Genomic DNA, 14,375 nt, shown 5'->3' on the forward strand with positions numbered 1-14,375 from the left:
ACATAATTGTATTTATTGCTCGCATGGATTTCCGACTGCAATCTAAATTTCAATGAAATTTTTGCAATCTCCTGCTAATTTTAGATTTGCAATGTTTCAGAAACCGGTTTTTTTGATGCCCATCCCCATGCCCTCGTTGCGCGTCTGCGCTGTTGCTCTGGCCCTGTCCTTGGCCACACCGTCGGTTTACGCACTGAACTTGTTGGAAGTGGTGCGTCAGGCTGAATCCAAAGACCCAAAGTTCGCAGCCATCAAATCAACCTACCTGGCCAATATGGAAGGCCCCGCCATTGCGCGCGCTGCCCTGCTGCCCCAGGCCGTGGTGTCTGCGTCCAGCACCAGCAACACGCTGAATCAGGACCGCACCACCGTGAACAACGGCCTGCTGACTTTGGGTGGCCGCTCGGAGTATGACTCCCGCGATGTCAGTGCCCGGCTCACGCAAACCCTGTTTGACCTGCCCGCGTTTCGCCAATACGAGTCGGCGGAACTGTTGAAGTCGCGGGATGAAGCCCGCGCTGTGGAGCAGGTTCAGCAATACCGGCTGGATGTGGCCAACCAATACTTCGATGTTTTGCGCGCCCAAAGCGCTCTGGACCTGGCGCGCGCCCGCGAAAAGACACTGGACAAACGCCTGGAAGAAGCCACGGTGAAATTCAAGCTGGGTACCCTGCCCAAGCTGGACCTGCTGGAGGCACAAGCCCAGTTCGACCAAACCCGCAGCCAGCGCCTGACGGCTGAAATCAGCCTGAACGCGGCGCGTCAGCAGTTGGCCACACGCCTGGGTGGCGACCGCAGCTTTCAGTTGGCGCCCCTGAAACCCACGCCACCGCTGATCCCCCCTGTGCCGGTCGAGAGTGGCGCCTGGCAGCAATTGGCCCAAAAACGCAACCCGGCCCTGGTGGCTGCGCGGCACGAAGTGCAAAGCAGTGAGAAGGACCAAGGCAGCCTGATTGGCGGCTATCTGCCCCAGGTGAATGCCGTGGCCACAGTCAGCCAACGGAAAATTTCGGGCAGTGACAACCTGGCCATCAACCTCAATGGCGGCCGTTCGGACTCGGTGGGCGTTGAGCTGAAGTGGGAATTGTTCGGGGGTGGCCGCACCACTGCGCGCCTGAACCAGGCCACGCAACGCACTGAAGCCCTGAAACAGACACTGGCGGCCAGCGAAGCCACGGTAGGCAGCACGGTGGCGAACCTGTTCGACACGGTTCAAAACGACGCTGGGCGTGTGAAAGCCAACCGCACCGCAGTGAACTCGGCCCTTCAAGCCAAAAACGCCTTGGAAGCCGGTTACAAACTGGGTACCCACACCCTGCTGGATTTGCTGACTGCGGAAAACCGCCTGCAACAGGCCGAGATTGACCTGCGCAATGCCCAGTTCGACTACCTGCAAAACAGCCTCAGGCTGCATGCCTCGGCGGGCGTACTGTACGATTCCATTCTGTCGCGTTACAACCAGATGCTGGGGCAATGATTGCTTCCGCATCGTGCGGAATCATGAAAACCCTGTTGATCGTTGTTCACAGCCTGACCGGTGGCAGCCAGCACATGGCGCAAGCCGCCTGCGCGGGCGCACGCCAGGAACCAGGCGTGACGGTTTTGCTGAAACAGGCCAGTGAGGTACACACGCCCGACCTGATGGGCGCGCAGGCCTGCCTGTTTGTCGGCCCGGAAACCTTGGGCAGCATCACGGGGATGATGAAAGACCTGTTCGACCGCTGCTACTACCCGGCGCTCGACCACATGGCAGGCAAGGCCTACGCCTTGATGGTGTGCGCTGGCAGCGACGGGCAAGGGGCGGTGCGGCAGCTACAACGCATTCTGACCGGCTGGCGCATGAAGGAAGTGGCTGAACCGCTGATTGTTTGCACACAAGCCCAAACACCGAAGGCGATTGCCGCCCCCAAACACATTTCTGAAAACGACTTGGCCCAGTGCGAACAACTGGGCCAAGCTGTGGCGGCTGGCTTGGCCATGGGCCTGTACTAAGGCCCCGCCAGCCAAGTCAGTGCGAACGGTACTTACTTCAGCAACAGGCTGAGCATGTAACCCATCAGGCCCAGTTGGGCCACCCAGAAGTTGGCGCGCACAAACACGGCCGCTTTGCCCGTGCCGGACAGGTGCGCCAGCGACTGAGCCACGCGGGCGTAAAACACGAACGCCGCGAAGGGCGCGATCAGGTCCAACTTGCCCAGGTCGGCTGCAGCCAAAACGATCACCGCAAACAACGGCAGGTTTTCCAGACAGTTGGCGTGCGCATCCTCAATGCGCTTGACCAAGGGGGCATCGTCTGCAGGCTTGTTGCCCCGGGGCCAGGCGTTGATGGGTGTGCCCTGCATGAAACGCAGGCCACGGTACAGGAACACCAGGGCCACCAACAGCAAGGTCCAGGCGGTGAAAGCAAGCAAAGCATGAATAGGGGTCATGGGGGTCTCCGTGTTTGTTATAGGTGTACAAAGTGTACACAATGAGACTATCGCGCAGCGGCCAAATTGAACTGCGCTTCACCTAGGGTCGATCCGCATGACGCCCAGTGGCCCAGAGTGCTACCCTTGTGCCACTGTTCACTTCGACCGTCAAGGCAGGCAGCATGGCCCCGCAATCCGGATGGATCGACCAACTTCACGCTCGAATCAGCGTGCTGCCGCGCCGCTTGGTGGGCCCCGGCCCCGATGAAGCTGCACGCCAGCTCATTCTGAGCGCGGCCGCAGCCGCGCCTGACCACGGCCAGATTCTGCCTTGGCGCTTCATTGAAGTGTCTGCCCAAGCCCGCGCAAAATTGGCCGATGTGTTTGAACAAGACCTGATCGACCGCGACCCAGACTGTTCCACCGAAGAACGGTTGCAGGCGCGCGAGAAAGCCGAACGCTCGCCCTGGCTGCTGTTGTGCGTGTGCCGGGAAACGGATGAATACACCAAGATCAACCTGCATGAACGCTACATCTCCCTGGGGTGTGCCATTCAAAACATGCTGCTGACCGCCACCCAACTGGGCTTGGGCTCGTCGTTGACCACCGGGCAAGCCCTGAGGTCCACCCGCCTCGCCCAACTGGCAGGTTTAAGGCCCGGTGAAGCCATGGCCTGTTTCCTGAGCGTGGGCCACGTGGGCAGCCTGCCCAAACCCAAAGCCCGCCCCAGCCCTGCTGATTATTTCAGCGTGCTCTGAAGCAGTACCCCGATGACTGTGCTCAAGCAGCTTCGTGTGCGACACCGTTGGTCCTTGGGCCCGCAGGACAACCACGACCTGCTGGCCCGCACGATGCGCATGTTGGTGGAGGTGCACGAATGCGGCAGCCTGGCAAAGGCTTGCGAACTCTACGGACATGCCTACCGCCACGCCTGGGGGCTGCTGCATGCCGCCGAGCAATTGTTTGGCCAGCCAGTGATTGTGATGCAACGCGGGCGCGGCACCGAACTGACCGAACTCGGCCTGCGGCTGGTGCGCGCGGAACAGCGGGTGACGGCTCGCCTTGAACCCATTCTGGCGGAAGTGACCAGCGAATTGGGCCGCGAACTGGACGACCTGCTGCACTGCCAAGAAGACCGGGTGTCGGTGGACGCCAGCCATTGTTTTGCGATGGACAGCGTGGTCAACACACTGGTCAACCACGACATTGCAGCCAGCATTCGATGGCTGGACAACACCCAGGTGATTGACCGACTGCTCAAAGGCCAAACCGACTTGGCAGGGTTTCACCTCACAGGCCCTGGCCTGAACACTCTGGACACCCACTGGCTGGAGCGACTGGCCGGTGGGCTGTGGTGTGATGTGCGCGTGCTGGTGCAACGCGAACTGGGTCTGATTGTGAAAACAGACAACCCGCTGAAACTGACCACGGTGCGGGATGTGTGTCAGCGGCACATCCGATTTGTAAACACCCAGCCCGGCAGCGGCTCGCGGGAAGTGATGAACCAGTTGATGGCGGCGCAAGGGCTGAGCGACGAAGCTCTGAATGAACCCTTCCCTGCCGAACACACCCATTCCGCAGTGGCTGCTTTCGTGGCCAGCGGTATGGCAGACGCCGGGTTTGGCGTGCGTGCAGCCGCTTCGAGGTTTGGCCTGGATTTTGTGCACCTGGCCACTGAAACCTACTTCATGGCTTGGCCCAAAGCCATGGCCGAACGGCCGGGCTTGGTACACGCCATCGGCCTGCTGCACGACCCTGCCTTTCTGGCCCAACTGTCGGCCATTCCCGGCTACCTCACCGGCCACACCGGGCAAACACTGGAGCAGTGGCTGGCCTCAGAACACCAGGCAACGCCATGAGGGGTCTATCAACCGGCCGGTGAACTGCACCACACCACCCGGGCCATCGCATTGCGCAATCAATCCACCCAGGCTCAATCCGTGAGCCTGAAGTGCATCGGTACAGGCGTACATGCGGGCACCGTGGGCATGCGCTTCGCGCAGGTAGTCGCCCACTGATTTGATCTGCTGACTGCCTGAATACAGCGCATCGGCCACACCCGGTGCCAACAACAGCACTGAACGTGCAGTGAAGTAAAGCTCCACGGGCACATCGAATGCGGCCAGGGCGGAGGCATCGAAAAACGGGGTGGACAGGCGGTCCGGGTCGTTGGGGTCGCAACGCCACAACTGAAAGGCCACACCCTGAATGCTCATGCGTCAGCCCCATCAAGCGGCAGCAGGCGGTACAGCACCATGCGTTGCCGCACATCGCTTTCAATGGCCGGGCCCTGCTTCAAAGCGGCCACATCCTCGGCCCAGCGGCTCAGCCGGATGCGGGCCAGCCAACCTTGGCCATAAGGGTCTTGAAACGGCAGGTTGGGCTGGTCTTCAAGGGCAGCGTTCACAGCGATGACTTCCCCGCTGACCGGGGTTTTCACCGACACTACCGACTTGGCCAACTCCGCCACTGCGATGGAACGGCCTTGTTCAACCACCGTACCCAAAGGTTTGGGGCGACACATGTAAAACTCGCGGGACAACTCGATGCCCAATTGAGTAATGCCCACCGTGGCTGTGCCATCGTCGTGCAACTGAGCCCAAGTGTCCCATTCAGGCAAGTACCACAGTGTGTCCGGCCAGTGGATGTTGGCGATGTTCACGACAAGCCTCGAATTGGCGGAAGGAAATGGGAGTCGAACCCACCTGGCAACGCATGGCGCCACCCTTCAGATTTGAAGTCTGACCACCCCACCGGGGATGAATTCCTTCCAGTTAACTGCACAAGGCTGCGCACCATCACGCAGCCTCCATGAAAGTGTGGAGCAGCGCACTGTCCGTGCGCAATAGGTGTCTATCCTGAACCCGGCGCAGCACGCCAACCCGGTCCAGGTACTCCAGAATCTGAATGGCGCGTTTGCGCCCCAGCCCGGTTTCATCCCGAAACGCAGCGGCCTGCACCTCACCCTGGGCTGCATGCAAACGGGCCGCAATACGCACCAATTCAGCCATGGGCTGCGGGGCATAAAACAGGTCTTTCACCACCTGATGCAACTGGCCCTGGCTGGCCAAGCGGCCCAGTACCACCCGCATCATCACCTCGGGCTCGCCGGTGGCTTGGGCCAAATCACGCACCCACGGCGGGTCAAAGCGGGCATTGGTGAGCAGGGGCATCACCTTCTGGGCCATGCGCTCATCCACGGCGGACAAGGTCACCGCATGCTCCGGCAATTGCAGACAAGCCCCTTTGCGCACCAGCTGGCCTGCCTCCACCCAGGCATTCACCAACACCGCGAACACTGCGGTGTCAGCCTTGGGCAAGGCCATGCGGCGCAAACGGGCGACATCGGGGCCTGCATCGTCGGGGTGGCTCTGGTGAAAAGCCGACAACACACCCCGCACAGTGCCCCATAAGCTGCCGAGTACGGTGCGGTGTATGGCCCAGCCTTGGCGCTCATCCAACCAATGCACAGCGCTCTGCGCCTGGGCGTGTTGGGCCAAAGCGGCGATGAACTTGGCGGGTTCAATGCCCTGACGGCCCGCCCATTGCCCCAAATTCAGCCCCAACTCGCTGGCCTGCAGTACCTTCAACACGCGTTGAAGCGGGTCCACTTCAGCCAAGGCCAGCAGCATGGCCAGCCGCGCGGGGGCCTTGCGGTAGCGCGCGGGTGGGGCATTGTCCAACACGAAGCCACCCGCCAAGGTTCGGCTGGCCGAGGTGTCGCGCAGCAACAGCCGATCGCCCCACCAGGCTGACACGGGTTGGCGGAACACCAACTGCAACAGCCCTGTTTCGCCGGGGGCCAGGGCATCGGGCTGCGCACTGCGCAGCACCGCCACCGAGGCCAGCACATCCCGAGTACCCCAGTGCACATGCACCCATTGGCCTGAACGCAGCGGTTTTTCTTCCGAACCCAGCAAGGTGATTTGCACATCAAGCCGAAGGGTGTGGTGCGCCAGTTCCGGGGCCACCAACCACGCACCTTTGGGGCAATCGTCCCGAGCCAGCGCGGCCAGGTTTAAGGCGCAGCGGTCTGCCGGTTTGGCCTGCGTCACGGTTTGGTTGTGGGCCCGAAGGCTGCGCACCCTCACGCGGTGTGCCATGCTGCCGCCGGGCAACGCCACCACTTCATCGTCCACGGCCACCTGCCCGCTTTGTACCGTGCCGGCCACCACAGTGCCCACACCGTTGAGCGTGAAACTGCGGTCCACCGGCATGCGAAAACCCATCAAGTGGCTGGGCTCGGGTCGGCCTTTCAGGCTCACCACATGAGCCCGAAGCGCTTCGATGCCCTGCCCCGTGGTGGCGCTCACTTCAAAACGCGGGCTGTCTTCATGGGCTGTGCCTTTGAGCAGTGCGTCCACACCCGCATGCACCAAGGCCAGTTGGTCGGCATCGGCCAAATCGGTCTTGGTGATGACCACGGTGATCGACGGCACCTGCAACAGGCTGAGGATGGCCGCGTGCTCGCGGGTTTGGGGCATCACACCATCATCAGCGGCCACCAGCAGCAGCGCGTGGTCCATGCCGGTGGCACCAGCCACCATGGTGTGAATCAGTTTTTCATGACCGGGCACGTCCACAAAGGCAATGCGCTGGCGGTCGGCTCCATCCAGAAAGGCGTAGCCCAATTCAATGGAAATACCCCGCCGCCTTTCTTCCGGTAAACGGTCGGTGTGGGTGCCGGTCAAGGCCTGCATCAGGGTGGACTTGCCGTGGTCGATGTGGCCAGCCGTGCCAATGATCATGCCAACACGCTCCGCAACTGGGGTAGTTGGGCCACAAAGCCGCTGACATCTTCAAGACAACGGCAGTCCATGCACCACTGGTCGTTGTGAATGCGGCCAATCACCGGCACCGGCAACTGGCGCAAGGCAGTGGCCAGGGCGTCCAAGGCGCCACCGGGCCGCTTCTGGCCGGGCAGGGTCACGGCCAGGCCGTACGAGGGAATCACATCCACCGGCAGCGAACCTGAACCAATCTGACTCATCATGGGCTGGGCTTCAACCCGATAACGCTCCCCCAGCGCGGTTTGCAATGGGCCCAGTACACTGGCAGCAACCCGTTGAATGTCATCGACGGGTCGCGTCAACAGGCGCAGGGTTGGCAATTCTTCACGCAGCACCGAGGGGTTCAGGTACAGGCGCAGGGTGGCTTCCAAGGCTGCAAACGGCAGCTTGGACAGGCGCAGTGCCCGCTTCATGGGAAATTTGCGAATCGTCTGAAGCAAGTCCCTGCGGCCCACAATCAAACCCGCCTGCGGCCCTCCCAGCAATTTGTCGCCGGAAAAAGTCACCACATCACACCCATCGGCCAGGGCTTCCTGCGGCAAAGGCTCTTTGGGCAGGCCCCACTGCGACATGTCCACCAAAGCACCGCTGCCCAAATCACTGGCCAGTGGAATACCCTTGGCACGTGCCAAGGGGGCCAGCTCGGCCTCGCTCACGCTTTTGGTAAAGCCCTGCACCACATAATTGCTGGTGTGTACTTTCATGATGAGGCCGGTGCGCGGGCTGATGGCCTGTTCATAGTCTTTGAGGTGAGTGCGGTTGGTGGTGCCCACTTCAACCAAGGTGGAACCCGCGCTGGACATCACATCCGGCATGCGGAATGCACCGCCGATTTCCACCAGCTCTCCCCGTGACACAATCGATTCCTTGCCGCGCGCCAAGGCGGCGATGGTCAGCAGCACAGCGGCGGCGTTGTTGTTCACCACCGTGGCGGCCTCGGCCCCAGTGATGGTACAGATCAGTTCTTCAATGAGATCGTCCCTGTCGCCCCGCTCGCCCCGATCAAGGTCAAACTCGAGGTTGTTGGGCGTCTGCATCATGCGGGCCACATGGTCAATGGCCGCCTGACTGAGCACCGACCGCCCCAGGTTGGTGTGAATCACTGTGCCTGTCAGGTTGAACACCCGGCGCATGCGCTCGCCAAACAGCCGCTCGCACCCCTGGGCTGCCAAGGCCAGCACCGCAGAGGCTTCCACAGCAGTGGCGGGCAGCATATCGCCGTCCAACAGGCGGCGACGCAAGTCGGCCAGTGTTTGACGCAGATGCACCAGCACTTGGTCCTGGCCAAAGCGTTGAATCAGCGCATGGGTGTCGGGCAGATTGAGCAACTTGTCCACCGCGGGCAGTTGCTTCAGACTCGCCTGCGAACCATGAACCATGGATTCAGCGGGCGAATTCATCAGTGCACCCCGGGGTCCGCGTTGTCGGGTGGCGGGCCGAACAACAGCATCAGGTTGTTGCCGAAGCGCACATTGCCCTGTTCAGCCACCAGTAAGTCCAGTGCCAGCGAGGCCAGGTCGTCCGCATGCGGCTCCACAAACTGGTCTTTTTCCATGTGAACAATTTTCAGGTAGTGCCCACACTGGTCGCAACATTCAGCTTGTACAGCTCCGGGCTTGAACGGAGCGCCACTGTCATCGGCATCAGCAGCCTGAAGGGACTGATAGGTGATGTCTTTGGTGTTGTCGCAGGCCACGCATTTGACACGCACCACATGCCACTGCGTGGCACACAGGCTGCACGACACATAGCGGAAACCGCTTTGCTCGGCGCCAATGCGGGTGATGCTGGCCACAGGCCGGCTGCCGCAGCAGGGGCAGGTGGCAGTCTGGCCGGGCAATCGGCCAAAGGGCTCGGGCCTCTTGCCCGCGTGGGCGGCATGGGTGTCCACCACCAAACGGCTGAAATACACCTGCAAACCCGCAGCCACCAATTGGGCTTGGGCCAGGTCCAGCCCATGCAGGTAGCCATTGAGCAAACGGTCTGCAAGGCGGTTGATATCCTCATCGCTTTTGGCCAGCAACTGTTCAATCACACGCGCCACAGGCTGGCCCGAATGCAGGTGCTTGAGCGGTGTCAACAGGCTGCGCAACACAGTCAACCACTGCACATCGCGCCCATGGTGGCCGACATGCAACAAGGGCCGGTTGGCTTCAATGGCTTGGTGAATGTCGGCTGTGGTGGGCAGGCTCAGCCCGCTGACCGACTGGGCGGCTGCATGCTGCGCATCAGCCAGGTTGGCCACAAACAGCAGGTAATCCTGCATGGGGTGGCCTTGGGCCAGGTGCCGCAGGCGTGCAGCCCGCTCGGCGTACAGGCTGCCCAACGCGGGGTAAAGAATGAATTCGGCTTGGTCTTTATTCTGGACGGCGATTTCCTCGGGGCTCATCATTCGGCCCTGGGCCACGATGGAATCCGGGTCGCGCTGATCGGTGTTGTGCTGCATGACATTCCTGTCCGGTGTTCAATAAAAACAGACGCCCGGCGAACAAGGCTGCAAAGCCCCGCGCGCCGGGCGGTGGAAACTGGCGTGGGGCTTATTGCCCTTTGCCCGTCACCTCCTTGTGCCACAAGGGGTGGTTCTGTTTGGCCCATCCTTCAGACACGTTGCCACGGGTCATGGCGCGCAAGGTGCCCTTGACCCAAATGGTGGCGTACACGTGCATGATGAGTGACAAAATCACCACCACCGCCGACAAGGCATGTAGTACCACGGCGAAGCGAATCACCTCTATCGGGAAAAACCCACGGAAGTACGGCTGCCAAAAGGTGATGCCGGTCACCAGCAACACCAGTAGGCCACCGGCCATGCTCCAGAACACAAACTTCTGGCCCGCGTTGTAGCGGCCCACTGGCGGCATGGCCGCTTTGTTGCCCTTGAGCATTTCGCTGGATTTGGCGATCCATTCCCGGTCCACGGGCTCAAAGCGGTTATGGTCCTTGAGCTTGACGTAGATCAGTGCGAACACGGCAAAGGCCCCCACACCCAGGAACGGGTGCAGAATCCGTGTCCATGAACCGCCACCGAAGAGGTTGGTCAGGAAGAAAAATGCCGGGTGAAAAAACGCCAGCCCCGAGAGGCCAGCCAGGATGAACAGCACCGCCATGGTCCAGTGTTTGGTCCGGGTTGCGGTGTCGTAACGGTCAAGGTAATTGCCTTTGGACATGCTGCTCTCCCTGCTCAGGCCTGAGGCCCGGCGTCATCTTCCTTCACCTCCACGGGGCCCACACGCATGTAGTGGATCAGCCCTGCAAACACCGCACCGAGCATGGCGAACACGCCCAGCGGTTTTGCAATGCCTTTCCACAGCGACACCATGGGGCTGATCTGTGGGTCTTTGGGCAGACCGTGATACAGCTCAGGTTGATCGCCATGCTGCAGCACGTACATGACGTGCGTGCCACCCACACCCTGCGGGTCGTACAAGGCCGCATTGGCGTAGCCGCGCTCCTTGAGGTCCGTGATACGGGTGTCGGCGTAATCCTTCATGTCCTCTTTGGAACCGAACTGGATGGCGCCGGTGGGGCAGGCTTTCACACAGGCGGGCTCAAGGCCCACACCCACCCGGTCGGAACACAGGGAGCATTTGTAGGCCTTGTTGTCGGCTTTGGAAATCCGGGGCACGTTGAACGGACAACCCGTGACGCAGTTGCCACAACCCACGCATTTTTCGGAAATGAAGTCCACAATGCCGTTGCTGTACTTGACGATGGCACCGGGCGAAGGGCAGGCCTTCAAACACCCCGGGTCTTCGCAGTGCATGCAACCGTCCTTGCGGATCAACCACTCCAGACTGTTCTGCTCTTTCTCCACTTCCGAGAAACGCATCACCGTCCATGAATTGGGCGTGAGGTCGCGGGGGTTGTCATACGTCCCCACGTTCTCGCCCACGTCATCGCGCAGGTCATTCCACTGCATGCAGGCCACCTGACAGGCTTTGCAGCCGATACAGGTGGAAACGTCGATCAGTTTGGCCACTTCCCGGGTCTTGCGGACCTGGGGGGGTGGCAGTGTTGTCGCCGATCGAGAGACGACATCCAGTGACTGCAATGATGCCATTGTGCTCTCCTCAGGCCTTCTCGATGTTGACAGTGAACGACTTGTATTCCGGGGTCTGGGTGTTCGCATCGCCCACAAACGGGGTCAATGTGTTCACGAGATAACCCGGCTTGGCCACGCCCACAAAGCCCCAGTGGTTGGGAAGCCCTACGGTGTGCACCTTCTTGCCGTCACACTCCAGCACGGGAATGCGTTTGGTCACAACAGCCACGCACTTGATGTGGCCCCGGTTCGACGACACTTTGACCCTGTCGCCATTCTTGATGCCCTTCTCCGCAGCCAGTGCCTCGCTGATTTCCACAAACTGCTGTGGCTGGACAATCGAGGACGTTTTCACGTTCTTGGTCCAGTAGTGGAAGTGCTCGGTGAGGCGGTAGCTGGTGGCCGTGTACGGGAACTCTTTGGGTGTGCCGAAGGCTTCCATGTCCCCCTTGAACACACGCGCAGCCGGGTTGCACTTGGCAGCCGGGTTGTTCGGGTGCATGGGGTTGTTCTCCAGCGGCGTTTCAAAGGGTTCGTAGTGCTCGGGCAACGGCCCTTCCACCAAGCCGGTCGGCGTGAACAGGCGCGCCACACCTTCGGCAGTCATGATGAAGGGGTTGACGCGGTCGGCATCCAGCGGGCTGGCGTCCGGCCGAATGTCCGGCACGTCCGACCCGGCCCAGCGCTCACCATTCCAGCCAATCAGCCTGCGCTTGGGGTCCCAGGGCTTACCCGTGGGGTCCGTGGACGCAGCGTTGTACAGAATGCGGCGGTTCGCAGGCCATGCCCAAGCCCAGCCCAATGTTTGGCCCAAGCCCCAAGGGTCGCTGTTGTCGCGGCGGGCCATCTGGTTGCCAGCCTGCGTCCAGGCACCGGAATAAATCCAGCAACCGCACGAGGTCGAACCATCGTCACGCAGCAAGCCAAAACCAGCCAACTGCTCGCCCTTCTTGGCCAACACCTTGGTGGGGTCTTTCGGGTCCAGAACATCGGCCAAGGCCTTGCCGTTGTACTCCATCGCCAGCTCTTCCGCAGAAGGGCTGTTGGGAATGCGGTACGGCCAGGTCAGGTTCAGGATGGGGTCAGGGAATGCACCGCCGTCCTTCTGGTACTTGGCTTTCAGGCGTGTGAAAATTTCCGCGACGATTTCCGGATCACCCTTGGCTTCCCCGGGTGGGGGCGCGCCTTTCCAGTGCCATTGCAACCAGCGGCTGGAGTTGGTCAGCGAACCGTCTTCCTCGGCAAAACAGGTGGAGGGGAAACGGAACACCGTGGTCTGGATTTCCTCGGTTTTCACATCGTTGTACTCGCCGTAGTTCTTCCAGAATTCGGAAGTTTCCGTGACGAGCGGGTCGATGATGACCAGGTACTTCAGCTTGGACAGGCCATCGACGATTTTCTTCTTGTTCGGGAAAGAACCCACGGGGTTGAAGCCCTGGCAGATGTAGCCGTTGAGCTTGCCCTGGTTCATCATCTCGAACGCGTTGAGCACGTCGTAACCCTTGTCCCACTTGGGCAGGTAGTTGTAGGCCCAATTGTTTTCAGCCGTGGCCGCATTGCCCCACCATGCCTTTTGCAGACTGACAAAGAACTTGGGATAGTTCTGCCAGAAGCTCATCTGGTTGGGCCGCAGGGGCTGAATGGTTCGAACCTTCAGGTACTCGTTGATGTCCTGCTCGCTGTCCTTGGGCAAGCCCAGGTAACCGGGCAGCAGTTGGGACAAGAGACCAAGGTCGGTCAAGCCCTGAATGTTGCTGTGGCCACGCAAAGCGTTCATGCCACCGCCAGCCACGCCGATGTTGCCCAGCAGCAGTTGCATGATGGCCGCAGCGCGGATCATCTCCGAGCCCTGGCTGTGTTGCGTCCAGCCCAGCGCGTACATGATGGTCATGGTGCGGTTCGTCGTGCAGGTGCTGGCGATCATCTCGCAGACCTTCTCGAACTTGTCCACAGGCGTACCGGTGATCTTCGACACCATTTCCGGCGTGTACCGGGCGTAGTGCTTTTTCATGATCTGGTACACACACCGCTCATGTTCCAGCGTTGGGTCAACTTTGGCAAAGCCCTTCTCGTCTTTCTCATACCCCCAACTGGCGTTGTCGTACTTGCGCTTCTCACCGTCGTAGCCCGAGAACAGGCCATCTTCGAAGGTGTAACTCGCATTCACGATGAACGGGGCGTTGGTGTAGTTCTTGACGTACTCGTGCTGAATTTTGTCGTTCGTCAGCAGGTAATTGATCACCCCACCGAGGAATGCAATGTCCGCACCGGCGCGAATGGGCGCGTAGTAGTCGGCCATGGCGGCAGAACGGGTAAAGCGCGGGTCCACAACCACCAGTTTGGCTTTGCGGTCCTTCTTCGCTTCAATCACCCACTTGAAACCCACGGGGTGAGCTTCGGCGGCGTTGCCACCCATGATGAGAACGAGGTCAGCGTTCTTGATGTCGGTCCAATGATTGGTCATTGCACCGCGTCCGAATGTCGGAGCCAGACTGGCCACCGTCGGAGCGTGTCAAACCCTCGCTTGGTTATCGAAGACCAGCATCCCCAGGCTGCGCATCGCCTTGTGGGTGATGTACCCACTTTCATTGGACGATGCCGAAGCACACAGCATGCCGGTGGTCAACCAACGGTTGACGACTTTGCCGTCGTCCAGCGTGGAGATGAAGTTGGCGTCTCGGTCGGCCTTGAGCATCGTGACCAAGCGTTCCATCGCCTCATCCCAGCTCACGCGTTTCCACTCGTTGGAACCGGGCTCGCGGATTTCCGGGTATTTCAGTCGATTGGCGCTGTGGACAAAGTCCAGCAGACCGGCGCCTTTCGGGCACAGGGACCCCCGGCTGACCGGATGGTCAGGGTCGCCTTCGATGTGGATGATTTCAGCCTTCGCGTTCTTGGCCTTGTCACCCAGGCTGTACATGATTACGCCGCAACCCACCGAACAATAAGGACACGTGTTCCGTGTCTCGGTGGTGCGGGCCAGCTTGAAGTTCCGCGTCTCCGCCAACACTGGCGCAGGCGAGAACCCCAGGGCAGCCAGCCCCGAGCCTGTCAGCCCGGTAGCCGTCACCTTGAAGAAATCCCGACGGTTCATTTCCACTTTGCTCACACTCCTCTTTTGTTTCTTTGACC

At 60.7% G+C, this 14,375-nt stretch carries 13 protein-coding genes and 1 tRNA gene; 4 read left to right on the forward strand and 10 right to left on the reverse strand.

Annotated features, from left to right (window positions below; translation table 11 throughout):
* Positions 1-115 precede the first annotated feature (115 nt).
* Together ACK4FF_RS08340 and ACK4FF_RS08345 are read left to right on the forward strand one after the other, a co-directional pair.
* The gene (locus ACK4FF_RS08340) at positions 116-1,477 is read left to right on the forward strand and encodes a TolC family outer membrane protein (protein ID WP_409707308.1); all 1,362 of its coding nucleotides are present in this window, start codon (positions 116-118) and stop codon (positions 1,475-1,477) included.
* Between the two features lie 23 nt (positions 1,478-1,500).
* Positions 1,501-1,992, forward strand: coding sequence for a flavodoxin family protein (locus ACK4FF_RS08345; protein ID WP_409707311.1), 492 nt, complete (start codon positions 1,501-1,503; stop codon positions 1,990-1,992).
* A 32-nt stretch (positions 1,993-2,024) separates the two neighbouring features.
* On the opposite strand, the gene ACK4FF_RS08350 is transcribed toward ACK4FF_RS08345, so the two are convergent.
* The gene (locus tag ACK4FF_RS08350) at positions 2,025-2,429 is read right to left on the reverse strand and encodes an MAPEG family protein (RefSeq protein WP_409707314.1); all 405 of its coding nucleotides are present in this window, start codon (positions 2,427-2,429) and stop codon (positions 2,025-2,027) included.
* A 164-nt stretch (positions 2,430-2,593) separates the two neighbouring features.
* On the opposite strand from ACK4FF_RS08350, the gene ACK4FF_RS08355 reads away from it, so the two are divergent.
* Both ACK4FF_RS08355 and ACK4FF_RS08360 read left to right on the forward strand, forming a co-directional pair.
* The gene (locus ACK4FF_RS08355) at positions 2,594-3,169 is read left to right on the forward strand and encodes a nitroreductase family protein (protein ID WP_409707317.1); all 576 of its coding nucleotides are present in this window, start codon (positions 2,594-2,596) and stop codon (positions 3,167-3,169) included.
* A 12-nt stretch (positions 3,170-3,181) separates the two neighbouring features.
* A complete protein-coding gene (locus tag ACK4FF_RS08360) occupies positions 3,182-4,270 on the forward strand; it encodes a substrate-binding domain-containing protein (RefSeq protein ID WP_409707320.1) in 1,089 nt (362 codons plus the stop codon).
* Here the strand turns inward: ACK4FF_RS08360 and ACK4FF_RS08365 are convergent.
* The 9 genes from ACK4FF_RS08365 to fdnG all read right to left on the reverse strand — a co-directional run bounded on the left by ACK4FF_RS08365 (position 4,247) and on the right by fdnG (position 14,343).
* Positions 4,247-4,627: a DsrE family protein gene (locus ACK4FF_RS08365; RefSeq protein ID WP_409707323.1), complete on the reverse strand. Its 381-nt coding sequence runs from the start codon at positions 4,625-4,627 to the stop codon at positions 4,247-4,249. The genes ACK4FF_RS08360 and ACK4FF_RS08365 overlap by 24 nt on opposite strands.
* A complete protein-coding gene (locus ACK4FF_RS08370; RefSeq protein WP_409707326.1) occupies positions 4,624-5,073 on the reverse strand; it encodes a glycine cleavage system protein H in 450 nt (149 codons plus the stop codon). Before ACK4FF_RS08370 ends, ACK4FF_RS08365 begins: the two co-directional genes overlap by 4 nt.
* A 14-nt stretch (positions 5,074-5,087) precedes the next feature.
* Positions 5,088-5,183, reverse strand: a tRNA-Sec gene (locus tag ACK4FF_RS08375).
* A 26-nt stretch (positions 5,184-5,209) separates the two neighbouring features.
* Positions 5,210-7,159 carry a selenocysteine-specific translation elongation factor gene (gene selB / locus ACK4FF_RS08380; RefSeq protein ID WP_409707329.1) on the reverse strand — a complete coding sequence of 650 codons (1,950 nt, stop codon included), beginning with the start codon at positions 7,157-7,159 and terminating at the stop codon, positions 5,210-5,212.
* Complete coding sequence (selA, locus tag ACK4FF_RS08385) at positions 7,156-8,601, reverse strand: L-seryl-tRNA(Sec) selenium transferase (RefSeq protein ID WP_409707331.1); 1,446 nt, start codon at positions 8,599-8,601, stop codon at positions 7,156-7,158. The genes selB and selA overlap by 4 nt, the downstream gene beginning before the upstream one ends.
* Positions 8,601-9,647: a formate dehydrogenase accessory protein FdhE gene (gene fdhE / locus ACK4FF_RS08390; RefSeq protein ID WP_409707334.1), complete on the reverse strand. Its 1,047-nt coding sequence runs from the start codon at positions 9,645-9,647 to the stop codon at positions 8,601-8,603. Before fdhE ends, selA begins: the two co-directional genes overlap by 1 nt.
* A 91-nt stretch (positions 9,648-9,738) precedes the next feature.
* Positions 9,739-10,368, reverse strand: coding sequence for a formate dehydrogenase subunit gamma (locus ACK4FF_RS08395; RefSeq protein WP_409707337.1), 630 nt, complete (start codon positions 10,366-10,368; stop codon positions 9,739-9,741).
* 14 nt (positions 10,369-10,382) lie between these two features.
* A complete protein-coding gene (gene fdxH, locus ACK4FF_RS08400; protein ID WP_409707340.1) occupies positions 10,383-11,261 on the reverse strand; it encodes a formate dehydrogenase subunit beta in 879 nt (292 codons plus the stop codon).
* Between the two features lie 10 nt (positions 11,262-11,271).
* Positions 11,272-14,343 (reverse strand): formate dehydrogenase-N subunit alpha, encoded by a 3,072-nt coding sequence (fdnG, locus tag ACK4FF_RS08405; protein ID WP_409707887.1) that lies wholly within the window; start codon positions 14,341-14,343, stop codon positions 11,272-11,274.
* Between the last annotated feature and the right edge of the window lie 32 nt (positions 14,344-14,375).

This window comes from Limnobacter sp. (assembly GCF_046297615.1).
Lineage (GTDB): Bacteria > Pseudomonadota > Gammaproteobacteria > Burkholderiales > Burkholderiaceae_B > Limnobacter.

What these genes read in the sequence shown, in the direction of transcription:
- selA (WP_409707331.1), bottom strand. Translation starts at nt 8,601, where the DNA reads ATGAATTCGCCCGCTGAATCCATGGTTCATGGTTCGCAGGCGAGTCTG.
- ACK4FF_RS08340 (WP_409707308.1), top strand. Translation starts at nt 116, where the DNA reads ATGCCCATCCCCATGCCCTCGTTGCGCGTCTGCGCTGTTGCTCTGGCC.
- ACK4FF_RS08345 (WP_409707311.1), top strand. Translation starts at nt 1,501, where the DNA reads ATGAAAACCCTGTTGATCGTTGTTCACAGCCTGACCGGTGGCAGCCAG.
- ACK4FF_RS08360 (WP_409707320.1), top strand. Translation starts at nt 3,182, where the DNA reads ATGACTGTGCTCAAGCAGCTTCGTGTGCGACACCGTTGGTCCTTGGGC.
- ACK4FF_RS08365 (WP_409707323.1), bottom strand. Translation starts at nt 4,627, where the DNA reads ATGAGCATTCAGGGTGTGGCCTTTCAGTTGTGGCGTTGCGACCCCAAC.
- selB (WP_409707329.1), bottom strand. Translation starts at nt 7,159, where the DNA reads ATGATCATTGGCACGGCTGGCCACATCGACCACGGCAAGTCCACCCTG.
- ACK4FF_RS08395 (WP_409707337.1), bottom strand. Translation starts at nt 10,368, where the DNA reads ATGTCCAAAGGCAATTACCTTGACCGTTACGACACCGCAACCCGGACC.
- ACK4FF_RS08355 (WP_409707317.1), top strand. Translation starts at nt 2,594, where the DNA reads ATGGCCCCGCAATCCGGATGGATCGACCAACTTCACGCTCGAATCAGC.
- ACK4FF_RS08350 (WP_409707314.1), bottom strand. Translation starts at nt 2,429, where the DNA reads ATGACCCCTATTCATGCTTTGCTTGCTTTCACCGCCTGGACCTTGCTG.
- fdxH (WP_409707340.1), bottom strand. Translation starts at nt 11,261, where the DNA reads ATGGCATCATTGCAGTCACTGGATGTCGTCTCTCGATCGGCGACAACA.
- fdhE (WP_409707334.1), bottom strand. Translation starts at nt 9,647, where the DNA reads ATGCAGCACAACACCGATCAGCGCGACCCGGATTCCATCGTGGCCCAG.